The organism is Bacterioplanoides sp. (genome assembly GCF_965226395.1).
In the GTDB taxonomy this organism is placed as follows: Bacteria; Pseudomonadota; Gammaproteobacteria; order Pseudomonadales; family Oceanobacteraceae; genus Bacterioplanoides.
Window position 1 is genome coordinate 537,614 of record NZ_OZ245358.1, and the last position, 22,447, is coordinate 560,060.

Annotated in this window: 20 protein-coding genes and 2 tRNA genes; 7 read left to right on the forward strand and 15 right to left on the reverse strand. The window is 49.0% G+C overall.

Annotated features, from left to right (window positions below; all coding sequences use genetic code 11):
- The first annotated feature begins 65 nt into the window (after positions 1 to 65).
- On the forward strand, positions 66 to 326 hold the full coding sequence (locus ACO05E_RS02435; protein WP_419811412.1) for a hypothetical protein: 261 nt from the start codon (positions 66 to 68) through the stop codon (positions 324 to 326).
- 48 nt (positions 327 to 374) lie between these two features.
- A complete protein-coding gene (locus ACO05E_RS02440; protein ID WP_419811413.1) occupies positions 375 to 3,206 on the forward strand; it encodes an insulinase family protein in 2,832 nt (943 codons plus the stop codon).
- Positions 3,207 to 3,329: 123 nt separating this feature from the next.
- On the opposite strand, the gene ACO05E_RS02445 is transcribed toward ACO05E_RS02440, so the two are convergent.
- The 10 genes from ACO05E_RS02445 to ACO05E_RS02490 all read right to left on the reverse strand — a co-directional run bounded on the left by ACO05E_RS02445 (position 3,330) and on the right by ACO05E_RS02490 (position 13,059).
- On the reverse strand, positions 3,330 to 4,178 hold the full coding sequence (locus tag ACO05E_RS02445; RefSeq protein ID WP_419811414.1) for an N-acetylmuramoyl-L-alanine amidase: 849 nt from the start codon (positions 4,176 to 4,178) through the stop codon (positions 3,330 to 3,332).
- A 4-nt stretch (positions 4,179 to 4,182) separates the two neighbouring features.
- Positions 4,183 to 4,737, reverse strand: coding sequence for a hypothetical protein (locus tag ACO05E_RS02450; RefSeq protein WP_419811415.1), 555 nt, complete (start codon positions 4,735 to 4,737; stop codon positions 4,183 to 4,185).
- 235 nt (positions 4,738 to 4,972) lie between these two features.
- Positions 4,973 to 5,287 carry a hypothetical protein gene (locus ACO05E_RS02455; RefSeq protein ID WP_419811416.1) on the reverse strand — a complete coding sequence of 105 codons (315 nt, stop codon included), beginning with the start codon at positions 5,285 to 5,287 and terminating at the stop codon, positions 4,973 to 4,975.
- A gap of 138 nt (positions 5,288 to 5,425) precedes the next feature.
- The gene (locus ACO05E_RS02460) at positions 5,426 to 7,240 is read right to left on the reverse strand and encodes a TIGR03545 family protein (RefSeq protein ID WP_419811417.1); all 1,815 of its coding nucleotides are present in this window, start codon (positions 7,238 to 7,240) and stop codon (positions 5,426 to 5,428) included.
- Positions 7,241 to 7,250: 10 nt separating this feature from the next.
- Complete coding sequence (locus tag ACO05E_RS02465) at positions 7,251 to 7,757, reverse strand: TIGR03546 family protein (RefSeq protein ID WP_419811418.1); 507 nt, start codon at positions 7,755 to 7,757, stop codon at positions 7,251 to 7,253.
- A 98-nt stretch (positions 7,758 to 7,855) separates the two neighbouring features.
- Positions 7,856 to 8,731: a DMT family transporter gene (locus ACO05E_RS02470; RefSeq protein ID WP_419811419.1), complete on the reverse strand. Its 876-nt coding sequence runs from the start codon at positions 8,729 to 8,731 to the stop codon at positions 7,856 to 7,858.
- 229 nt (positions 8,732 to 8,960) lie between these two features.
- Entirely contained in the window at positions 8,961 to 9,797 is an 837-nt protein-coding gene (locus tag ACO05E_RS02475) for an HDOD domain-containing protein (protein WP_419811420.1), read from the reverse strand.
- A 171-nt stretch (positions 9,798 to 9,968) separates the two neighbouring features.
- Positions 9,969 to 10,418 carry a DUF4124 domain-containing protein gene (locus ACO05E_RS02480; protein ID WP_419811421.1) on the reverse strand — a complete coding sequence of 150 codons (450 nt, stop codon included), beginning with the start codon at positions 10,416 to 10,418 and terminating at the stop codon, positions 9,969 to 9,971.
- 12 nt (positions 10,419 to 10,430) lie between these two features.
- Entirely contained in the window at positions 10,431 to 12,167 is a 1,737-nt protein-coding gene (gene recJ, locus ACO05E_RS02485) for a single-stranded-DNA-specific exonuclease RecJ (protein ID WP_419811422.1), read from the reverse strand.
- Between the two features lie 43 nt (positions 12,168 to 12,210).
- The gene (locus ACO05E_RS02490) at positions 12,211 to 13,059 is read right to left on the reverse strand and encodes a DNA ligase (protein WP_419811423.1); all 849 of its coding nucleotides are present in this window, start codon (positions 13,057 to 13,059) and stop codon (positions 12,211 to 12,213) included.
- Between the two features lie 235 nt (positions 13,060 to 13,294).
- Here ACO05E_RS02490 and folK point away from each other — a divergent pair, with 235 nt between their 5' ends.
- Positions 13,295 to 13,690 (forward strand): 2-amino-4-hydroxy-6-hydroxymethyldihydropteridine diphosphokinase, encoded by a 396-nt coding sequence (folK, locus tag ACO05E_RS02495; RefSeq protein WP_419811424.1) that lies wholly within the window; start codon positions 13,295 to 13,297, stop codon positions 13,688 to 13,690.
- A gap of 31 nt (positions 13,691 to 13,721) precedes the next feature.
- On the opposite strand, the gene ACO05E_RS02500 is transcribed toward folK, so the two are convergent.
- The 4 genes from ACO05E_RS02500 to ACO05E_RS02515 all read right to left on the reverse strand — a co-directional run bounded on the left by ACO05E_RS02500 (position 13,722) and on the right by ACO05E_RS02515 (position 15,793).
- The gene (locus tag ACO05E_RS02500) at positions 13,722 to 14,432 is read right to left on the reverse strand and encodes an SDR family NAD(P)-dependent oxidoreductase (protein ID WP_421722721.1); all 711 of its coding nucleotides are present in this window, start codon (positions 14,430 to 14,432) and stop codon (positions 13,722 to 13,724) included.
- A 68-nt stretch (positions 14,433 to 14,500) separates the two neighbouring features.
- A complete protein-coding gene (locus tag ACO05E_RS02505) occupies positions 14,501 to 15,466 on the reverse strand; it encodes a helix-turn-helix domain-containing protein (protein ID WP_419811426.1) in 966 nt (321 codons plus the stop codon).
- 115 nt (positions 15,467 to 15,581) lie between these two features.
- A tRNA-Met gene (locus tag ACO05E_RS02510) sits at positions 15,582 to 15,658 on the reverse strand.
- A gap of 58 nt (positions 15,659 to 15,716) precedes the next feature.
- A tRNA-Met gene (locus tag ACO05E_RS02515) sits at positions 15,717 to 15,793 on the reverse strand.
- A 158-nt stretch (positions 15,794 to 15,951) separates the two neighbouring features.
- On the opposite strand from ACO05E_RS02515, the gene ACO05E_RS02520 reads away from it, so the two are divergent.
- Positions 15,952 to 17,004 (forward strand): AraC family transcriptional regulator ligand-binding domain-containing protein, encoded by a 1,053-nt coding sequence (locus tag ACO05E_RS02520; RefSeq protein WP_419811427.1) that lies wholly within the window; start codon positions 15,952 to 15,954, stop codon positions 17,002 to 17,004.
- 127 nt (positions 17,005 to 17,131) lie between these two features.
- Positions 17,132 to 17,575, forward strand: coding sequence for an acyl-CoA thioesterase (locus ACO05E_RS02525; RefSeq protein WP_419811428.1), 444 nt, complete (start codon positions 17,132 to 17,134; stop codon positions 17,573 to 17,575).
- Here ACO05E_RS02525 and clpB read toward each other — a convergent pair.
- The gene (gene clpB / locus ACO05E_RS02530; protein ID WP_419811429.1) at positions 17,554 to 20,157 is read right to left on the reverse strand and encodes an ATP-dependent chaperone ClpB; all 2,604 of its coding nucleotides are present in this window, start codon (positions 20,155 to 20,157) and stop codon (positions 17,554 to 17,556) included. The genes ACO05E_RS02525 and clpB overlap by 22 nt on opposite strands.
- A 356-nt stretch (positions 20,158 to 20,513) precedes the next feature.
- Here clpB and ACO05E_RS02535 point away from each other — a divergent pair, with 356 nt between their 5' ends.
- Together ACO05E_RS02535 and ACO05E_RS02540 are read left to right on the forward strand one after the other, a co-directional pair.
- Positions 20,514 to 21,404 (forward strand): DMT family transporter, encoded by an 891-nt coding sequence (locus tag ACO05E_RS02535; RefSeq protein WP_421722722.1) that lies wholly within the window; start codon positions 20,514 to 20,516, stop codon positions 21,402 to 21,404.
- 108 nt (positions 21,405 to 21,512) lie between these two features.
- On the forward strand, positions 21,513 to 22,406 hold the full coding sequence (locus ACO05E_RS02540) for a LysR family transcriptional regulator (RefSeq protein WP_419811431.1): 894 nt from the start codon (positions 21,513 to 21,515) through the stop codon (positions 22,404 to 22,406).
- The last annotated feature ends 41 nt before the right edge of the window (positions 22,407 to 22,447 follow it).

Consider the following 22,447-nt stretch of genomic DNA (forward strand, 5'->3'; position numbering starts at 1 on the left):
TATGATTAGCAGCGATCATAACCGGTCCGATCAACAGGGCCGGAAGAGTTTTTCAGGAGTTAGAAGTGAACAAAGACCAGGCCTACCACCAGATTGCATTAGCGTGTTTAAAAACCCTGCGTGAAAGCAACGCCGGTGAATCCAAAGATGCCGCACAAGAACTGTATGACACCATCGACCAGGCATTTCAGGGCCAGTTTGCGCTGGTACTGGCAGAATTAGAAGACAGCAAGCAACGCCTGAACCTGATTAATCAACTGGATCCTCAGCGCCATTCATTAGCCGATGCGCAAGCCATTATTAACGCCAATGGCACTGCACATTAAGCTTGATAAGGCCCTTCATTTAATTTTATAACACGGAAAGGAGCTGGCATGTTGTCACCTCGTTACTGGACATTTCTATTTATCGTACTCGCAGCGATTGCTTTTTCTATGTACCAACGCCTTGACCAACCCGAGCTGATTGTCAGCCCATCCGACCCCTATCAATACCGTTACCTTGAACTGGATAATGGTTTAAAAACCTTGCTGGTATCGACCCCACAAGCCGATAAAGCTGCCGCCGCGGTTTCGGTCGCAGTGGGCAGTGGTGACGACCCACAAAATCGCGAAGGTCTGGCACACTTTTTAGAGCACATGCTGTTTTTAGGCACAGAGCCTTATCCCGAAGCCGGAGATTATCAGGCCTATATTTCCCGTAACGGTGGTTCACATAACGCCTTTACTGCCAACAGCCAGACCACCTACTTCTTTGAAGTCAATAACACCGCAATGGAAGGTGCACTGGATCGTTTTGCACCCTTCTTTATTTCACCCACGTTTGATGCACAATACGTCGATCGTGAAAAAAATGCGGTTCATGCCGAATATAAATCGAAATATAAAGACGATTTCCGCCGTATTTATTCGGCCGAAAAACAAGCCATGAACCCGGAACATCCGTTTGCCTCTTTCTCAACCGGTAATTTAGATACACTGGCCGATCGTGATGGCAGCAGTATTCGTGATGAATTACTGGATTTTTATGCCAAGCATTATTCATCTGAAAAAATGACATTAGTACTGGCCGGTAATTATTCACTGGAGCAACTGGAACAGTGGGCGGTATCGCATTTTAATGCCGTGCCGCAACAACAGACGGAACAAAAGCCAGCACCCGTCCCTTTATTTACCGAAGGCCAGTTGCCACTGGATTTAAATATTGAGCCGGTAAAAGAAATTCGCCGGTTACAATTTACTTTCCCACTGCCAGCGTCAAAACATTTATACCAATACAAACCCATTCAGGTGATCAGCAGCCTGCTGGGTCATGAAGGTGAAGGCAGCCTGTTGGCATTTCTGAAACAGCGCGGCTGGGCCGAAGGCTTAAGCGCCGGGCGCTCGATGGCCAGTGATCACGAAACCACATTAGTGGTGCAGGTCAGCCTGACACAAAAAGGGTTATTACATACCGATCAGATCACTCAGGCACTGATGTATTACATCGACCTGATGAAACAATCGCCACTGCCGGAATACCTCAGTCAGGAGCAGGCGAATCTGAGTGAGCTGGAATTTCGCTTCCAGGAACAAGGCCGGTTATCCGATTATGTGGTTCGCCTGAGCAGCAATATGCTGGTGTATAAACCTCATGACGTTATTTATGGCGACTACAAATGGCAGGCCATCAGCCAGCCAACCATTAAGCCGTTCCTCGATGGCTTAAGTGCAGACAACATGCTGCGTACCTTAATTGCCCCAAACGTCACGACCGAAATTGTTGACCCATGGTATGGCACTAATATTCGCCTGCGGCCAAGCACCTTCCCGGCTCTGGAGCTAACCACCAGCGGGCTGGAAGCAATGCATTTGCCACAGGCTAACCCGTTTATTCCGGAGAATCTGGAATTATTAGCCGACAGTGTGACTGACACTCCAATTGCCTTAATTAATGAGGCTGAGCGGGCACTCTGGTATTACGCAGAAACCGACTTTAAACAACCCAAATCACACGTACGGGTGTTATTACAGCAACCGGATATTCAGAGCAGTGCTCGTCAGCGGGTATTAGCGCGTTTATACACCCGTACGGTTAACGAAGCCTTAAATACTTACAGCTATCCGGCTGCCATTGCTGGCTTAAGCTACAACCTGAGTGTTAACGGCCAGGGATTGTTATTACACATTGGCGGTTATCAGGATAAATTGCCGGAGTTATTACAACGTGTATTAACTGAAATGAAACAGGCGCAGTTAAATGATGATGAATTTACCCGTTATAAAAATTCATTACAGCGCGCATTGGAAAATCAGTTAAAAGGCAAACCTTATCAGCGTTCACTGGAAGAGCTGAAACACTGGTTATATCAGCCAGCATTCAGCCCACAACAATTATTAGCTGAACTGAAACAAGTTACACGTGATGATGTGACTGAATTTGCTGCTGGCTTCGGCAACAAAATCGCGCATCAATTGTATGTGCATGGTCATTTATCTCAGGCTCAAGCCAGCGATATGGCTGACAAAGTACAGGCCGTTTTCCCGGCTAATCATGCGCTGTTAACACCAGCTCTGGTACGTAAAGCACCGGCTGGACAATACCAACAGCAGGTTCATGTCGACCATCAGGATACGGCGTTTACTCTGTACGTTCAGGGTTCGGATACTTCAGACCGTAGCCGTGCCACCATGAGTCTGATGGGCCAGATTTTATCGGCACCGTATTATCAGTATATGCGTACCGAACAACAGCTGGGTTATATTGTGTTTGCCACGCCTTACCCGCAGCAAACCGTACCAGCACTGGCATTTATTGTTCAGTCTCCAGAAGCCACACCTGAAAATATTCTGCAGCACTCGCAAACCTTTTTCACACAGTTTGCCGAGCAATTGGCGAGCATGTCTCAGGAGGAGTTTGTTAATTTCCAGAATGGTTTAGTTAACTTATTACTGGAGAAACCTAAAAACATGGCGGAAAAAGCCAGTCGTTTCTGGCGTGATCTGGGGGATCAGCGTTACAGCTTTGATTCTATGCCAGCCATTGCGGAGCAAGTAAAACAACTGAGCTTAGAAGATATTCAGAGCATGTATCAAAAGGCGATTATTCAACAGCAACAACCTTGGTTATTGTTTGTGAATGGTGGTGAATTAACCGATATCGCCGAGCTTTCGGATATTGACCGCGAAGCCATGGAGCTATTTAAGCTGCCACAAACAGCAGAATGAATTAATGCTTATCTGATAGAAAAAGCCTGCGCACGTTTTACATAAACATTACCTGCGCAGGCTTTTAATTTTCCAGGTGCATAAAATACTGCACGCTTATTTCAACCGCACCTCAAGCCTACCTCAACCACTCAGATACTCTTTTTTAACCCAACCTGTCTCCGTTACCTGCACTTTGCACCAACCATTTTTCTCCGCCAGCACAGTCACGGACTGCCCGGATATCAGTGGTGGTCGTACCGGTCTGGCATACAGAGAAGCAGACTGGCGGATATTAAGCTGAGAAGCCATCACCCGGGCATCGCGCCCTTGTTGTGGCCTTAGCGGCACCAATGATTCAGGCTCATCCGGATCATCAGCCGCCCGATCAGACAACAGTTGCTGGCGGATCTGATCCAGTGGAAAAGCAGGTCCCGGATCGGTTTTCCGGCCCGGAGATACTTCTTCATGTCCTAACAGAGTATGAATACCGTAGTGCTCAATCAGCACTTCACAAATCGCCATGGCACAGGCAATTTGTGGTTCGCTATACACTTGCCAATAACGCGCCTGTTGTTCATTGCGGTGCGTTGCCAACACAACCTCATCCTCCGGGTAGTGTTTACCAAAGGCAGACACAAACCGGCTTGCGGTTTTTTTTAATGGCCCGGCATTCACCATCTCAATGCCAATACTGTATTGGTTCAGGCCAGTACGTTGCTGATAATGGCTTTTACCGGCATGCCAGGCTTTTTTGGTAAAAGGAACCAACTGCACAATGTCACCATCGCGGCCCAGTACCAGATGAGCCGATGCTTTAACAGCAGGTCGGGATAAGTGACTGACAGCTCCGGCTAAAGTACTGCCTGCGGTGTAGTGCATTAACAGGGTATCGGGCAGGTTATTCGCGAAAGATCCCGAGTGTTTATCCGTCAACTGATGGCTGACATCCGGGCCCTGTAATAAGCCTTCTGCATCAATGCTATAACTCATACGCTCACCCCTTCACATCGCCGGGATAAGAATTGGCTGGATTCTGGCCGAGTTTTTTCTGCAGTAAAGGAACAACATTGCGCATTGCCCTTTCACCAAACAAAAAACCCAGTACTAAAAAGTTAATCATCCAGAAGGCGGACTCAAAACTCAGTGCCATTGTATTGTCCGTAGCACCTTTCCCAGCCTCTCCGCCACCAACAGTTGGCCAGGTACCCTCGATAAATACCTGATAATCCAGATATAAAACAAAGAAGCCCCAGATCGGTCGCTGCATACCACGCAGAAACACAACCAGTTTTCCCAGCATGCCAAACTGCTGCAGGTCTTTGGCGGTACCTTCCATTTGTTGCGTGCGCTGATCAAACGCTTGCTGCTCGGCCTGCGCTAACTGAATCAACTGCAACTCGTGCTCCCGCGCAGCCTGACGAATAGCTTCTTCAATCTGCATCCGTTCAGCATCGCTCAGCTTGGGTGGGAAATAGTCTTTGACGGTATCAACGATGGTCTCGCCAACGCCGCCGCCCAGAAAATCAATAACCTTACCGAAAAATGACATCGCCTCTCTCCATTTGTGATTATGTGTCCGATTATCCTGTTTCCAGGCATCGGGCCATTGCCACTTCCGGCGATCACATTCATTCTAAATAATGAAGAAAAGTGTGTTTTTAGTAGTAGATAGAGATTGGCAGGACACGGCTAATGTACTTCAGCGCGGGACATCTGTACTTAGGTGCGGGACACCTCAATCTTAATTAAATTTTGGTGTCCGCTTTAACGGGGTAGATCTTGATTCACTCAGGCATCTGAGTATTCACAGGATTAATATCCAACAAGTAGTGGCCATAAACCCGGGCGGCCGCCAGATCAATCACCACTACCATGGCTAATCCCTGAAACTGACTGTTGATTAACACATGCTCATACAGGTCCCCCATACGGTAAACATGGCTGACCTGACCTTCACGGCAATCTGCCACACCAAAGTCCTCAGCTGGAATGGATTCGACATAAGCCCAGAAATCCATCGGAGGTTCACCGGCATTCACTCGTTCAGGCTGAGAACGGGTAGCATCAAATTCTTCTTTGCTTAATAAACGGGTCTGCATCACAGTTACTCTTAACAGTTATACGTTTAACAATTATATGGATCAGTTATCAGGTCGCAGATTTTAACACAGCCTTGACACAAAAAAGCCCGTTGAATATGGCATTCAACGGGCTTTAACGAGATACGATACAAGGTATCAGAAGAAGCTTTTCAGTTTATCGTTTAATTTATTTTCCAATTCTTTTTCTTTCTTCTTCAATTCTTTATCCGCTTTGGCTTTTTGCTGCGCCTGATAATCATCCAGCTGCTTTTCCGCCATGTCAGTCAATTGCTGCGCTTTATCATCCAGCGAGCCATCCAGTTGATTTAACGCTTTCAGATCATCGGCGTAATCCCCCAGATATGACTGCATTTTGTCATCCAGACGAGCCTGTAGCTTATCTTCCAACTCACCTTGTTTTTGTTTCAGACGTTGTTTAAAGGCTTTATTCAGCTTGCGATCCAGATCGGAACCAAAGGTCACCTCAGGTGAGGTAATATCACCCTTGGCACCTGCATTGATATCAAAGCGATCAATGCTGGCTAATGCCCGCAACATCTCTTTGGCAAACTGGGTTTTACCACTACCGGCAAATTGTGTCTGACCCAGCTGAGCACCCGCTTTTGCCTGCAGCTGATCACCACTAACCAATGCAAGACCTTGCACCTGAACCAGTGCAGACTCAATCTCTGCTCCCGCAACACCCAGGTTAACGCCTTTGAGGTTCCAGTCTTTCATATCGAGCGTCACGCTGTCTTTTCCCGGAGCCTGACGATGATCCAGAGTGGCTTCCAATGTCAGATCCTGAATATCCGTCAGGGCATTACCCTGAACCACCACCAACGTTGGGCGGCCTAATACCGCTTGCTGATGAGTAATATCCGTGGCTTCAATTAACATCTGGCCACCCAGCATTGGTGCACTCAGATGCGCTTTACGAATTAAAAATTCTGGCCATGGATCATCCGATGGGAAATGGATAAAACGGCCACTGCCACGTTGTGGCTGACTTTCTTCGGCTTCCGACTCGTTACCATCACTCTCGCCACTGGCCAGATATGGCTTAATTTTTTCGTACCAATACAGGGTTTTCTCAGCCCATTGACCGGCTTCGTCACCAAACAATAAAGCCGTTACATTGGTCGCACCGCTGGCGTTTAATTGGTATTTATCCTGAATCGATGCCAGATCCTGACCCGGAGCAGCTTTCAGAGCAGATAATTTGTCCGACAAGTCCGCACGAGCTTCTGCAATGGCCTGCTTGGCGGCGGCGACGGCTTTTTTATCTTGTTTAAATTGTTTTTTCAGCTGCTCAAATTTCTTTTTACGCTGATTAAAGTCATCCAGCGATTTAATATCGCCAGAGGTCAGTGCCTTTAATTCACGCTGGTAACGTGCCAGTGCATCGGCATCCGGAACCGCAGCTGCGGCTTGCTCAATCTGTTGCTTACGCTCTGCAAACGCCTGTTGTGCCTCACGGCCAGCCTGCTCTGTTTTCAGCGATTCACGTGCCAGGATTTCATCAACACTCGGCAGCTGAGCAAGTGAGGGCTCATCGGCTGCTGTTTCAGTTTTTTCTTGTTCCGGCTCTTCCTCGACGACTTTCTCAAGTGCACCAGACTCGGTCCGTGGGGTATTAAATTGCAGATTATCGACGCTCAATTCGCGGACAATACTTTTACCCAACAACAGCGGTGCTAATTCCAGTTCGGCAACGGCCGTATCAAACTGCAACAGGTTTTCCATCGGTTGTTCTGCATCCGCCACCTGCAATTGCTGCATTTCAATACCAAACGGGCTGAACTGTAGATTAACCTCTTCCAGCGACACTTTGGCACCGGCCAGTTCACTACCAAAATATTCAATACTGCTTTTAATCAGAGGGCCGGCCGCCAGCATAAAAAATGCAACGATTAAACCAAATACCGCCATAAAACCGGCCAGTCCAGACCAGCGAATCCATTGTTTCATCCGTAGCTCCTTAGTTGGCCAGTGATTGATAAATGTTATAAAACTTACCGGCTTTTAATGCCTGAACAATTTTTAATTTGTTCACCCAGGCCAGCAGTTTGTCGCGATACATAACAATTAACATGCGCGATACAATAAATACCGGAATAAAAACAATCAGAGCCAGAGTAAAACCACCCATCACTAAGGTGTTGTTAAACGCCATCATGCGCCAGAAATCATTTTGATACAGCTGCGTCCAACTATCGTATAAAGCGCTATTATTGAGGATGCTTTCGCCTAAGCTGGCTGACAGTGGATCAATCAGATATCCAATACCACTGAACACGGCAACACCCAGAAAAAATGCCGATAAATTGACCCGAATAATAAAGGCCAGTAATAACACCAGAATATTGTGCAGGCTGGTAAACGGGGTCAGACCAATGATGACCGCCAGAGAAAAGGCCAGCGCAATCTGGCCCGGAGAAGATTCTGAATTCAGCGCTTTAAACAGCTTCGCCAAAAGGGTAAGCATAGTTGCGTCCTTGATTAATAATTTTCACAACGCCACTATAAAAGTTATACCTGTAGCTGAAAAGCGCTTAGCTGTGTGATCCCTTACGATTCCGCTGTTCAGGCACGCTTTTTTACAAAAGTTGATAACATCACACCGGCAATAATCACCACCATAGCGAACAGCGCCTGAACCGCCAGCGTTTCAGCTAAAATAACCACGCCCATCATCACCGCGATCACCGGCACCAGTAACTGCAATTGAGCAGCACGGTGCACACCTAACGCAGGCAGAATGCGATACCACAGAAAATAGCCCAAACCGGATGCGACACTGCCCGATAACAGCGCCAGTAACCATGGCATTGGGCTCCAGTGTAACCACTCGTCTAACAGCCATGGAAACAGGGGAATCACCAATAAAGACGCAGCAACAAACGCTTGCTGTACATCTTCCAATGCTTTACCGGAAGCTTTTGCCATCAACACAAATGCCGTCCACCCCAGTGCGGCAATAAACATGAGTGCAGCGGCCAATGGCGCTGGCGCACTGCCGCCGGGCAAGAGCAGCCCGGCCAGACCAAGCAAAGAGATGACAACACCGCTCCATTGCAGCCTGGTTAAGCGACCGCCCTGAATAAAGCTGGCCACCTGCATTGCCAGCTGCACCGTGGCAAATAAAATAAAAGCGCCGACGCCAGTATCCAGCTGGGTATAAGCCCAGGAGAAGCCCAGCACATAAGTGCCCAGCCCTGCACCTAACAACCAGAAACGTTTTTGCTGAAGCCGGTATTTAATCGATTGCATTGCTGGTGCAGGTGCGGCCGCTGAGCGCTGGCGTGTCAGCAGCATCAGCACCGTCAGTGTGAGTGCGCCGGACAATAACCGCACCAGAGAAAAAACCGCCGGATCGAACTGATGAACATCCAGTGCCCAGCGACATAATAATGAATTGGCAGCAAATGCCAGTAATACCAGTGAAACCTGAAACGCCATAACCGGGTGCTCTTAGCTCTTTTACAATAAAAATAAACCGACCAGCTGAGACGGTATCTTTAGCCAGAAGTTCACTAGCAGGCTGTTGAAACACTACTTACGTTGCCATAACTTCGTTAAAAATCAGCTCAAAATGCTCATTTATGACTTATAAACTGCGCGTTTTCGCTGATTTTTGTCTTGTTCTGACTGCCTCAGAAACATTTTTCAATAGCCTGCTAGGGCAAAATTAATGATGAGCGCTTTCGCTGCGCGCCAGTTGCTGCAACAGATCTTCTTTCAGATCCAGATAGTCATACTGATCGTAATTTAACAGTTTTAACGCACGAACCACCAAAGGAGACAAGGTATCGTCACTGTCAAAATGCCAGTAGTTCTGATATTCCTGACTGATATCTTTTGCCAATAACAGCAAAGCATTCGCCTGCAATACCGCATCTGAAACCTGTGCTTTGCCCATAAGGGCCGCTTGTGCATGGGCCTGATATTGCAAAGCATCAACCAATTCATCGGCCATAAACCATTCTTTCGCTAACAAGCCTGCAGCCTGAAAGCGATTGGTATCAAATGCTGCCAGTTCAGCGCGGCGGATTAAGACGGCATTATCTCTTTGTAAGGATGCCAGCTGGGTATCGTAATCCGGCCAGCGGGCGCGCATCAGTGGCACACCAATGTTATGCATCATTCCCAGGGTATAAGCATTATCGGGCAACAAGCAGTGCAGTTTTACCGATAGTTGCTGGCATAAAGTAGCGATTTCTGTCGACACTTCCCAAAACGACTGCCATTGGCCATCCGGGTCCACCGAGCTGCGTAACGCCACAACCCGTACCAGGTTAGCCACCCGGGTCATGCCCAGAATCGCTACCGCATGTTCGGCCGATTCAATCAGAAACTCCCGCCGATACAAGGGGCTGTTCACCGCGGCCAGCAGCACCGTATACAAGCCCACATCACGCTTAATCAGTTCAACGACGTCAGCTGGCTCCGGGTCGGGTTGCGCTAAAATATTCTGGATTTCGAGCAATAAATCGGGGCGGGAAGGAATAAGCAGCTGGGTTGTCATCGTATTGATAGGTAGTGAGAATTGTTTATAAAGACCAATATCAGGAACTGTAATCAAAGATATCTACAAAGTCACACTATTTACTGAGCAAAAACACCAATTCTCACCAAAAACTACCAACACTTACGTTTATCAAAAAAGATAATAATGCTCGGGTTATATCAGCATCAGTTAACCACAAGACGCTTTGATTCGGCGCTTCTGTTTGTCCAGTCGCTCACGGCGCTTATTTAACGTATTAGGACTACTGGCGCGATAAAAAGAATTCTGAATAGAACGGTATTTATCCCGCGCTGCACGACACGCCTCCTGCTGTTTTTGTTGCCGACGCTGCTGCTTTTCCTGTTTTAAGCGACGGTCTTTTTTCTGTTGATAGGCATCCTGCTCTTTTTTCAGCCAGTCGTTGCTATCCTTCCGACGCTTGGAGCCAGACTCGACCCGTACTGATTGGGTTTCCATCGCTGAAGGTAGATTCAGCTGTTCAACCTGGGCGGGATTTGCATTCGATGGCGGTGGTTTATCTGAGAATTGCCAGCGCCCATGTTCATCCTGCCAGCGATATAACTCAGCATCAGCAATACTGACAATCATCACACTAATAAGCAGCCATCCGTAGCGCATAAAATATTCCTTTTAAGATGTCGAAAACTGCAGGTGACGAATCAACAACTGCACCGACTGCTCTCCCCGAAACTCATTTACATCCAGCTGGAACGCCGCAGTCACGGCATCGTCACGGTGATTGGGCCACTGTGCCGGATCGATATTAAAATAAATCGCATCAATCAACTGCTGGCTGTTTAACGGCTGTAACACCAGTTTCAGATGTCGTTCACCAACAATACGTTGCTGAATCAGACGAAATTCACCGTGAAATAATGGCTCGGGAAACGCCTGTCCCCAGGGACCAGACCACTTTAATTCCTGCGCCAGTGCCAGAGTAAACTCCTGTGGCTGAAGTTCCCCATCTGATTCCAGGGTTTGCTGCAGCTGGGCCGGGGTTAAATGCTGTTCACACACCTGATTAAAGATGGAGGCAAAGTCATCATAGGCTCCCGGATTCAGGGTTAATCCGGCTGCCATGGCATGGCCACCAAATTTATTGATCAGACCCGGCTGGCGTTTGTCGACTTCATCCAGCACATCGCGCATATGTAGCCCAGGGATCGAGCGCGCTGATCCCTTAAGCTTAGGAGCCGCACTGTCATCGTCTGCAGCAAAAGCAATGACGGGACGGTGCACTTTGTCTTTAATCCGCGATGCCAGAATACCAATCACACCCTGATGCCAGTCGGCCTGATACAAACACAATCCGGTCGGCAAATTATCACCGACCTGAAACTGTTTCACATAGGCCATCGCTTCCTGCTGCATTCCTTGTTCGATTTCACGGCGGTTGCGATTCATCTCATCCAGCTCTTGTGCCATCGACAGCGCCAATGACGAGCTGGAAGTCAGTAAACATTCAATTCCCAGCGACATATCATCCAGACGCCCGGCGGCATTCAGTCGCGGTCCCAGTGCAAAACCAAAATCCGACGACACAATTCGGGCCGGGTTTTTACCGGCAACCTGCAGCAACGCCTGAATACCCGGTTGCACTTGCCCGGCACGAATACGACGCAGCCCCTGCTCCACCAGAATGCGGTTATTAAAATCGAGAGGCACCACATCGGCGACCGTAGCCAGCGCCACCAGATCCAGCAGCTGTCCCATATTAGGTGGCTGGTTGCCGGGAAAAGCCGCAAACCAGCCCATAGCGCTCAACCGTGCGCGTAAAGCCAACATCACATAAAACACCACGGTACAACCACAAGCCGCCTTTGAGGCAAACTCACAACCCAGTTGATTGGGGTTTACAATCGCGGCCGCCTCCGGCAGCTCATCGCCCGGTAAATGATGATCCGTGACCAACACCGGGATGCCATAAGCCTGCGCCGCAGCCACACCAGCAACCGAGGCAATGCCATTATCAACTGTCATAATCAGATCCGGTTGGCGCTGAGCGGCGACTTCCACCAGCTCCGGCGATAAGCCATAACCAAAGTCAAAGCGGTTAGGCACCAGATAATCGAGATTCTGCGCCCCGAATAAACCCAGAGCACGAATCGCCAATGCGGTACTGGTGGCACCATCAACATCAAAATCACCAACCACTAATAATTTTTTCTGTTCCGTCACAATAGGCACTAACAGCTCCACCGCCGCGTCAATGCCGGTGAGCGATTGCCAGGGCAACAGTCGGGTTAACTGTAATTCCAGTTGGTCTGATGTGGTGGTTCCCCGGGCCGCGTAAATACGTTGTAGAGTGGGCGAAAGTCCCGGCAGCTGCCATTGAGCGGGCAGCGAGCGCTGAATAATCTGAGTCATTGCAGCAGTTTAATTGGCTGGCAGACGTTATTCAAAACAGATGCTATTCAGGCGGACGTACCCGAACAAAACGCGCGAAGCGGGGTAAGCCGGTATTGGTTAAGCCGTTATAGGAATAGGTAACCTGAGTGCCAATGGCGGGTGGCGTTTTCCGCTGAGCATCCGTTAAACCCGAACCTAAACGAAATTCACGCCCCTGCGAATCACGTACCAGTAGCGCACCAACCATGCCGCGATACTTACCTTCGCCAGCGACATAATCAATCACCGTTGCCTCAGCATCATCCTGTGGCTTTAATTTCAGCAGATCCTGACTGCGTTTAACCTGATACAAGGCACGTCCATGGCGCAACATCAGACCTTCACCACCGGCGGCCACAACTTGTTGCAGCTGTTCTTTAAGCTGGGTTTCACTGCTGAGTTTTTTCTGAGTTAAAGCTTTCAGCCACGGTGTTCCCTGCTCTGCTACCAAGGTTTTCAACAGCCAGTAACGTTCATGAAATGGTGCAACCATCTCCGGTAGGTCATACACCATATACTTAACCTCTCGCCAATCATCCGGATCACTTTTTTGCGTCCGGACCAGGCCACTGATCTCCTCAAACCGACCGCGCCCCAGCCAGAGCTCACCGTCCAGAGGCGTCTCTGGCAGCCGCGCCACAAACCACAAGGGAGCAGAAATAAACCGGCCACTACGGGTGTACAGCTGCTTTCCATCCCAATACGCACGCACACCATCGAGTTTTTCACTGACATAATATTTGCGTACATCAATGCCGCTGATGTAATGGCTGGCCAGCATCAGCGGTGACGGCACTAACTGCCCGGAAGTCGCCCAGAGTGGCAAAAATAAAAACAGTAAGGATGTGATAACGATAAAATAAGAATGCATGGGTATGTCCTCCCTGACATGCCATGGTCTTGTCGCTCAATAGAGCGCTCAGCGGGTGCTGAAATGTTTCGTTATCTATAACCAAAAATTATCTTGTGCAGGCTTGCAAGCAGAGGTCTGAAGAAATCCATTAAGAATCAGACTTTAGACAGAGCAGTTTTTACATATTTTGCATTTGTCACTGCCAGGCTGCTCTGGTAAAAAAGAGCCATCATCAGAATAAGAGTATCGCCTCATGTATTTGCTGGGACTGGGCAGCAATATCAATCCACAACAAAATCTCGCCGCCGCCATCCGTCATCTGGATGATGTAGGTCGCGTGATTTCAGTTTCTCCAGCATTAGAAACGGCTCCGGTCGGAAACAGTTTCCAGCATGCCTTTATGAATCAGTTGGTTATTTTTGACAGCGATTTATTACCCAATTTATTAAAAATCCGGTTGCAAAAAATCGAAATAGCATTGGGCCGAGAAGCCAAAAACCCCGCTCGTAAAAATAAAGACCGCACCATTGATATTGATATTTTATATCAGGGTAATAACGAGCAGGATTGCCTGCATAATAAACCAGAAGACAGCTATAACCAGCAGGTTCAGCAGCTTTGGTTAAAGCAATTAAGCTACGGCAGTTAACGATTAACTATTAAAGGTTTGGTCATAACGATTAGCAACAAAGCGCCCACCATCGACCCGCATCACATTGCCACACACCCGCTTTGCTGGTCGCTAAATAATCGCAGGCATCAACAATTGCGCCGTAGCCCAGCTCTTGTTTAATCAGTGATTGTGATAACACCATTTCACGATAAGCTTCGGAATGCTCAGGTAAAAACTGAATCGGGCCCGGCTGAATAATATTGGTGCGCACCTGAGGTGATAACCGCTGTGCCATGCTCAGCGCCCAGTTTTGTAAGGCCGCTTTTGAAGCGCAATACACCGCAAACCGCTCGTTAGGGATGTCGCTGTAAATATCAGAGATCACCGTCATCCACGCCGGTTCCGCCCAATGATTGTTTAACGCTTCGGTAATTATCATCGGCGCGTACACATGCACGGAAAAATGCTGCTGAAAATGATCCTGAAAGTCAGTGTTGTTCTGAGCGGCCACACCATCAGCCACAAAACAAGAAGCGTTATGAATTACACCGGAATAAGGGCCGTACTGCACCAGTTCATCACATAAGCGGGCAACAGCCGCTGAATCCGATAAATTCGCCTGTAACGCTATCAGGTTAGGATGTTCGGGTAATTCATTCACACTATTAAAATGGGCCACCACCCGATAACCCGCTTGCAAATAATGCTCAGCTAATAATTTACCCAGGCGCTTCCCGGCTCCGGTGATTAATAGTGTTTTTAATGAAGAATGTGACATGGAAAGATACTTCAGCTTTTGTATTTGCAGAGCAGTATAGAGAGCAGCATGGCAAGCGTTAAGTATCTTTAACTCCACTGACGCGTTTGCGAAGCGGACTCACCAAATAACTGGCGATATTCTTTGCCAAAGTAGCCAGCATGAGAAAAACCAAAGCGTTCGGCAATAGTGCCGATCGGCTCAGACGAAGCCAGAATTTCACGCCGCGCCCGGTTCAGGCGTAACGAGCGTAAATAGCGCGATGGCGCCATGCCCGTCACCCGTTCAAAGCTGTAATTCAGCGTGCGTCGAGGCACGTTAAGGGCCTTACAAATATCCAACACCCCGGCGCTTTGATTCTCATCCTGGCTGATATAAGCAATGCTCTCACGCACAATATAATGATGCTGGTTTCCCAGTGGCCGCCATTCTTTATTACCCGATTCATGCTGATGCACATAAAGATCCAGCAGAGAACCCACTAACGCATGTTGCAACGAACGCTGCTGCAATTCAGCCGAAAACAGATCAGTAACACACCCTTGGCGATAATCATTCAGCACGGATAATAATAAGCGCTGTAACTGCTGCAGATGTTTGACCGGTAAATTAAACGCATAGGAGCGCTGGGCCTGCATCAGTGCATTAAGATCGCCATCGCATAACAGTTGCTTTAATAAATCAACCGACAGCGATACCACCACATAATCGGAAGTTTGACCGCATACCCAGAAAACATCGCCTTCGTACGGTAGCAGCGTAATGCCGTTAGCGCAGATATTACGGGCCTGATCAGAATTCCCCTGGGCGGATAAATCCAGTGGTACGACCACACTGATGCAGTTATCCGGCATACTCGCCGATTGGGAGACCGGCAAATTAAAACATTCCCGGAACAACTGCATACCAGCCCCTGAGATATGCTCCAGTGACGAGCAGAACTCACCACCATCGAGCTGATCGTACTCCTGTTTCCAGCCCAACAAGGCACGGGCTGCCATATTGGCATCACGGCTATGAATCTGGCTGTACACCAATGTAGGGTCGTGGAACATGTTTCTGGCCACAAGAAAAATAAGGGAATGGCCGATACATTAACAGCGGTGAAGATACTGCGTCTAGTTTTCACAGGCCAAAAAAAAGCCCGCTATGAAAGCGGGCTTTTTCAATTGGTTGCGGGGGCCGGATTCGAACCGACGACCTTCGGGTTATGAGCCCGACGAGCTACCAGGCTGCTCCACCCCGCGGCAATTTTGTGTCTGACATGTTGTGAACAAACCAATTATCGAGCAGTAAAGATATAATTGGTTGCGGGGGCCGGATTCGAACCGACGACCTTCGGGTTATGAGCCCGACGAGCTACCAGGCTGCTCCACCCCGCGTCAGAGGCTGCGCATAGTACGCATAAGACATTAGACTGTCAACACTAACAAATTGAAAAATCTCTGTTTTTTCAATTATTACGACAGGGACTGGCCTATTGCAAAATCTGGTGGTAGGTTATTTCTATACCAAAAATAAAAACAAAAGCATCACAATCATGAGTCAACGTACCCCCAATACTATGGCAACGGCGGCCTTACAGCCTTTGTTTCGCTTATTGGAAAGTAAAGGCTACGTCAGCAGCGAGCTGCTGAAATCAATCGGACTGAATGCCAATACCATCAATGCTGCACAGCGAATCTCCATCCACGACTTTGATCGTTTGCTGGAGCATTGCAGCCATCTGATTGATGAACCTGCGATTGGCCTTGCTGCCGGTCAACAGCTGGAGTTGCCTAACTTCTATCTGTTAGGTTTTCTGGTGAGCAGTTGCCAGACCGGCCGCGAAGTACTGGCCATTCTGAGGCGTTATTACTCACTGATCAGCGATTCCCGTTCACCCGATTTTTACATTGGCCATGAATCCGTGAAGGTGCTGTTTTATGTCACCGACGGCCAGCATTTTGGCAATCAGGCCCGGGCTGAGTTTGTTGCTGCTGGTATTCACAGCATCTGCAAAGCCATTGGTGGCAATTATTATCGCCTGACCGGCGTTGGTTTCCGTGGTGCACCACCGTCTTACCGCCATAAACTGGAAGCGTTTTTTGGCGTGCCGATTGAGTACAACCAACCCCAGAACTGGATTTCAACCGACAGCAAACATCTTGACTCCCCATTGATGTATGCCAATCCAATGCTGGTACATACCCTGAAAGCGCAGGCGGAGGAGAGTTTGTCGCGCTTTACCCATCTACAGGCGTTCAGCCGTAAGGTGATGTATGTGTTACATCAATGGCCGGAATCCGTTGCGATCACCAAAACGGCGGTTGCCGCCTTGTTAAATACCAGCAGCCGTACGCTGACACGCCGCTTACAGGAAGAAGACTGCCAGTTTTCGACCCTGGTGAAAGAAGTTCGCTTAGAAAAAGCTAAACAGGCGCTGGAGCAGGAATCCGCCGATGTACAGCAACTGGCACTCGATCTGGGCTTTTCCGATCGACGTGGTTTTGAACGAGCCTTTAAGCAGTGGACCGGAGAAACACCCGCGGCTTATCGCCGTAATTACCGCAGCCAGGCGAGTTATATGGCACGCCCGGTTGCCATGGCTTAACAGCCTCAGCGTCTAAGATTTGCAATAAACCCGCTGGTGGAGCAATAGATTGTTCCACTCGTGGGTTTTCCGTTTTTAGCAGCCATCACGCATAATCGTCGCTTTGCCAGGCCACAGAGCGAAGATTATGAGTCAGCCTCATTCCGATCAGGTATTACTGAGCACCACGTTTGAAGTCCGCTGGTCGGACTGCGATGCCAACAAACATATGCGTCACAGCGCCTATGCCGATATGGCCGCCCACGCGCGGATCAAGTTTCTCGAATCCTTAGGCCTGACCGACGAATGGAGCAAGCAGCATCAGATTGGTCCGGTGCTGTTTAAGGAGACCACCGAATATTTCCGCGAAGCGCATCTGAGTGATGTACTCACCGCCCAGATTGAAGCCGGCGAACCAACCGGCTCAGATAAAACCATTACATTGGTTTGTAATCTCTATAAAGACAATGGTGAGTTGGCGGCACGCATCAGCGTGCTATCAGCCTGGATTGATCTGGTGAAACGGAAAGTGGTTCCTGTTCCCGAGCCGGTTCATGCTTCTCCGGTTTATCAACCGTTAAAGCAAAGCTGACCATCCTGCACATCCCCTTTAATCACTTGCCCGGCGACAAACTTGCCACTGAGAATGTGCTGGGCGAGCGGGTTTTCAATCCATTGCTGTATCGCACGCTTTAATGGTCGTGCGCCAAACACTGGATCGTAACCCACATCCACCAGCTTACTGATGGCAGCATCGGTTAGCTCTAACGATAATTCCCGCTCGCGTAAACGCTGATGCAACAGCTGCAGCTGAATTTCAGCGATGCCACGAATCTGTTCTTTCTGCAGTGGATGAAACACCACCGCTTCGTCGATACGGTTAATAAATTCCGGACGGAAATGTGTACCCACAATCCCCATCACGGCTTCGCGCATATCCTCATAACTGGACTCAATACCGTCTTCTGCCGACGCACCCGCCAGGGTTTGAATCACATCAGAACCGAGGTTGGACGTCATCACCAAGACCGTGTTTTTGAAATCAACCTTACGCCCCTGTCCATCGGTCAGCTGGCCGTCATCCAATACCTGCAACAGGATATTGAACACATCCGGATGTGCTTTTTCGACCTCATCCAGCAGAATTACTGAGTACGGCTTACGGCGCACGGCTTCAGTTAAATAGCCGCCCTCTTCGTAACCGACATAACCCGGAGGTGCACCAATCAGACGGGCAACTGAGTGCTTCTCCATATATTCCGACATATCAATGCGCACCATGGCGTCTTTGCTGTCGAACAAGAAGGTCGCTAACGCCTTACACAATTCGGTTTTACCCACCCCGGTTGGGCCCAGAAACAGGAAAGAGCCGTTGGGTCGATTGGGATCACTCAGTCCGGCACGGGAGCGACGTACCGCATTGGATACTGCTGCAATTGCTTGCTGCTGCCCCACCACGGAATCGTGTAACACGTCTTCCATACGCAGGAGTTTGTCGCGCTCGCCTTCGAGCATTTTGCTCACGGGTACGCCAGTCCATTTCGATACCACTTCGGCAATTTCGTCTTCGGTTACTTTATTACGCAGCAGACTGAATTCCTGCGCCCCGGCCGCTTCCGCTTCATTGGCGGATTCAAGCTGCTTCTCCAGCTCTGGAATGGTGCCGTATTGCAGCTCAGACATACGCTGCAAGTCACCGCTACGGCGTGCCGCGTCTAAATCCAGCTTGGCTTGTTCCAGCTGCTCTTTGGATTTGGAGGCGCCTTCCAGCAGGGCTTTTTCCTTCTTCCACACCTCTTCCAGCTCAACATAAGCACTGCCCGCTTTGTTGATCTCTTCGTTTAAGCCAGACAGACGCTTACGTGCGGCATCGTCTTTCTCTTTTTTCAGCGCCTCGCGTTCAATCTTTAACTGAATTAAACGGCGTTCTAATTTGTCCATTTCATGAGGCTTAGAATCAATTTCCATACGAATCACCGACGCCGCTTCATCCACCAGATCAATAGCTTTATCCGGTAATTGACGATCGGTGATATAACGCTGGGATAACTTAGCCGCAGCAATAATGGCGCTGTCGGTAATCTGCACCCCGTGGTGCACTTCGTAGCGTTCTTTTAAGCCACGCAGAATGGCAATGGTGTCTTCTTCGGAAGGCTCATCCACCAGCACTTTCTGGAAACGACGCTCCAGCGCGGCGTCTTTTTCGATGTATTCGCGGTATTCATCCAGTGTGGTGGCACCGACACAATGCAGCTCACCACGCGCCAGTGCAGGTTTCAGCATATTACCGGCATCCATCGCACCGTCGCCTTTACCGGCGCCGACCATGGTATGTAATTCATCGACAAACAGAATGATGCTGCCATCGTGCTTGGCAACGTCTTTTAATACCGCTTTTAAACGCTCTTCAAACTCACCGCGGTACTTAGCACCGGCCACTAAAGCGCCCATATCGAGCGATAAAATACGTTTGTTTTTCAGGTTCTCCGGCACTTCACCGTTGATAATACGCTGCGCCAGGCCTTCAACCACGGCTGTTTTACCCACCCCCGGCTGACCAATCAACACCGGGTTATTTTTGGTACGGCGCTGTAATACCTGCACGGTGCGGCGGATTTCATCATCACGACCAATGACCGGATCCAGCTTGCCCTCTTCGGCACGCTCGGTCAGATCAATGCAATATTTATCCAGCGACTGGCGGTTATCTTCGGCGTTAGCATCATTTACCGCTTCGCCGCCGCGCATATCTTTGATGGCTTTTTCTAAGGGCTCAGCTTTTAAACCGACGTCGGCCAGTGCTTTACCCGCCGCGCCTTTATCCTGTAACGCAACCAGCAGGAAGATTTCACTCGATACAAACTGATCGCCACGTTTTTGCGCTTCTTTATCCGCCAGATTTAATAAGCGCCCTAATTCCTGAGCCAGTTGGATATTGCCGTCCGGAGAACTGACGGTTGGCTGATCGGTCAGAACCGTGCGCAATGCACGCTCTAATTCAGAGACATTCACACCCGCACGACGAATCACATCTTTGATGGAGCTGTTGGTTTGCTCCAGCAACGCCAGCAGTACATGCACGCTGTCAATCTGGTTGTGATCCTGCCCCAGAGCCAGACTCTGACTCTCGGCCAGGGCGTTTTGTAAACTGGTGGTTAAACGATCCATACGCATAATGAGATGACTCCTCGATCTTGTGACCCAATCGTTTTGTTAATCGCATTCTTAATTGTTACTAAGCTATTTGCGGGCTGATTAGTTTTTTTCAAGTAAAAACAAATAAAGTTTAATTTTTTGAATATTTAGAATAAACAGCAGGCAACTGATGTACAGGAAGGTATTCATAGCAGCAACAGGATGTTGCGGGCGCATCGCAGGCACAGGGATGTGCCTTGCGATGGGTGCGGCTAATATCTTCCTGTGCATCAATGACCCTGCCTGCTTTATAATCCAGCGCCTTAACTACTTACCTACCTCTTATATAGCTCTGCTTTTGTGAATTTAAAGGTTCAACAAAAGATTCGCTTGAGATGAATCAACCGGAGTCCATCTTGCCCAGCTCGTCCCCCCTGTCTCAACGCGATGCCATTCGTTTAGGCGCGTTATTTCTGATCGGCGGTGAAGCACTGCTCGCCATCATGGGTGCACTGATTAAATTTGTCTCCGATGAGCTCTCCACCGAGCAGATTGTCTTTTTCCGAAACCTGGCCGGTTTGATTATTCTGATCCCGCTGGTGCTGCGTCAGGGGCCATCGCTGTTAAAGACCCGCGTCTGGCACTGGCATCTGATGCGTGGTTTGGTCGGTGTCACGGCGATGTACTGTTACTTCTGGGCCATTGCCAATATGCCGCTAACCGAGGCGTTTCTGGTTAAGCTCTCCAGTCCGTTATTTATGCCATTAATAGCCTGGCTCTGGCTGTCGGAGAAATCAGGTAAACACAGTCTGCTGGCACTGATCGTTGGCTTTACCGGAGTGGCGTTTATTTTGCGACCCGGTGGCGATGATGCCTTTACCTATGCCGCACTGATTGGTTTATTGGGGGCTTTTCTTGCGGCACTGGCAAAAGTCACCATTCGCAAATTGTCGATGACACAGGAGCCCAGCCAGCGCATTGTGTTTTATTTTGGGGTGATCGCCGCCACCGTCTCCTTTCCGGCCGCGCTGGCCAACTGGCAACCCGTTCCGCCATCCTATTGGTTGCTGCTGTTTCTGATCGGTGCGGTTGCTACTTTTGGCCAGCTGGCACTCACCAAAGCCTATAAGATTGCCCCCACCGGCAGTGTGGGGGTGTATGCCTACAGCGCCGTGATTTATGGTGCCTTAATGGGCTGGCTATTCTGGGATGAGATTCCGTTATGGACGACTTGGCTGGGGGCGGCATTAATTATCAGCTCCGGACTGATCAATCTGCGTAAATAAACGACACCCGTGTTTCGTGAAGCGATTACAAAAAAACCAGTCGATTAGTTCCCCAAAATACAATATAGTGGAGTTATTAGGGTCATTAATCAAAATGAGTTAATAATCATGTCACGCATCGATTCTCTGCAAACCTTTGTTTCCGTTGTTCGTTCCCGCAACTTCACATCCGCAGCCGACTCGTTGGGTGTGACGCCCTCCGCGGTCAGCAAGCAGATCAGCAGCCTGGAAGAAAAGCTGGGGGTTCGCTTATTAAACCGCACTACCCGTTCGGTCAGCCCGACCGAAGCCGGGCAAATGTTCTACCAGCATTGTGAGAATATTCTCGAATCCATTACCGAAGCGGAAAAACTGGTCACCGACTTTGATGTTACCCCACGTGGCCGCTTGCGCATCACCGCCATGTCAAACTTTGGCCGTCGCGAATTAGCACGTATTTTTAATGATTTTTCCGAGCTGTACCCGGATATCAGCTTTGAGTTGCATATCTCTGACCGACCGGTGGATATCGTTAAAGAAGGTTACGATTTTGCGTTGCGTATTGGCACACTGGAAGATTCGCGTTTAATTGCCAAACCCGTGGCAGAACAAAAAATTGCCGTTTGTGCCTCGCCGGAATACTTAAAAAAATGGGGCACGCCTCAGTCTTTTGAAGACATTAATAACCACCGCATCCTGTTAGTTGCCAATGCCGAATACGCCCGCGTTAACTGGCTGCGTCAGTTTGAAAAAGACCACGGTTTCACACTACAAAATATCGAGCGTAAGTTAACCGTTAATGATATTGACCTGGTGTATGAAGCGTGTTTAAAAGGGATGGGCATTACTGCTCTGCCAACCTATATCGCCGAGCGTCACCTGGAAAGTGGTGAATTGGTGCAATTATTTAAAGAAGCAGATATTCCGGTGCGTACCATTAAGGTGGTTTTCCCTCAGAATCGTTATCTGGCTAACAAAAGTCGTGCTTTCCTCGACTTTATTACTAACTATTTTAATGACTGAGCTATTTTAACGACCGAGCTGGTTTATTCCCCCGTGCGGTT

Bases quoted from the DNA above. Each gene is read 5' to 3' on its own strand.
- ACO05E_RS02440 (WP_419811413.1), top strand. From the start codon at position 375: ATGTTGTCACCTCGTTACTGGACATTTCTATTTATCGTACTCGCAGCG.
- ACO05E_RS02445 (WP_419811414.1), bottom strand. From the start codon at position 4,178: ATGAGTTATAGCATTGATGCAGAAGGCTTATTACAGGGCCCGGATGTC.
- ACO05E_RS02450 (WP_419811415.1), bottom strand. From the start codon at position 4,737: ATGTCATTTTTCGGTAAGGTTATTGATTTTCTGGGCGGCGGCGTTGGC.
- ACO05E_RS02455 (WP_419811416.1), bottom strand. From the start codon at position 5,287: ATGCAGACCCGTTTATTAAGCAAAGAAGAATTTGATGCTACCCGTTCT.
- ACO05E_RS02460 (WP_419811417.1), bottom strand. From the start codon at position 7,240: ATGAAACAATGGATTCGCTGGTCTGGACTGGCCGGTTTTATGGCGGTA.
- ACO05E_RS02465 (WP_419811418.1), bottom strand. From the start codon at position 7,757: ATGCTTACCCTTTTGGCGAAGCTGTTTAAAGCGCTGAATTCAGAATCT.
- ACO05E_RS02470 (WP_419811419.1), bottom strand. From the start codon at position 8,731: ATGGCGTTTCAGGTTTCACTGGTATTACTGGCATTTGCTGCCAATTCA.
- ACO05E_RS02475 (WP_419811420.1), bottom strand. From the start codon at position 9,797: ATGACAACCCAGCTGCTTATTCCTTCCCGCCCCGATTTATTGCTCGAA.
- ACO05E_RS02480 (WP_419811421.1), bottom strand. From the start codon at position 10,418: ATGCGCTACGGATGGCTGCTTATTAGTGTGATGATTGTCAGTATTGCT.
- recJ (WP_419811422.1), bottom strand. From the start codon at position 12,167: ATGACTCAGATTATTCAGCGCTCGCTGCCCGCTCAATGGCAGCTGCCG.
- ACO05E_RS02490 (WP_419811423.1), bottom strand. From the start codon at position 13,059: ATGCATTCTTATTTTATCGTTATCACATCCTTACTGTTTTTATTTTTG.
- folK (WP_419811424.1), top strand. From the start codon at position 13,295: ATGTATTTGCTGGGACTGGGCAGCAATATCAATCCACAACAAAATCTC.
- ACO05E_RS02500 (WP_421722721.1), bottom strand. From the start codon at position 14,432: ATGTCACATTCTTCATTAAAAACACTATTAATCACCGGAGCCGGGAAG.
- ACO05E_RS02505 (WP_419811426.1), bottom strand. From the start codon at position 15,466: ATGTTCCACGACCCTACATTGGTGTACAGCCAGATTCATAGCCGTGAT.
- ACO05E_RS02520 (WP_419811427.1), top strand. From the start codon at position 15,952: ATGAGTCAACGTACCCCCAATACTATGGCAACGGCGGCCTTACAGCCT.
- ACO05E_RS02525 (WP_419811428.1), top strand. From the start codon at position 17,132: ATGAGTCAGCCTCATTCCGATCAGGTATTACTGAGCACCACGTTTGAA.
- clpB (WP_419811429.1), bottom strand. From the start codon at position 20,157: ATGCGTATGGATCGTTTAACCACCAGTTTACAAAACGCCCTGGCCGAG.
- ACO05E_RS02535 (WP_421722722.1), top strand. From the start codon at position 20,514: ATGAATCAACCGGAGTCCATCTTGCCCAGCTCGTCCCCCCTGTCTCAA.
- ACO05E_RS02540 (WP_419811431.1), top strand. From the start codon at position 21,513: ATGTCACGCATCGATTCTCTGCAAACCTTTGTTTCCGTTGTTCGTTCC.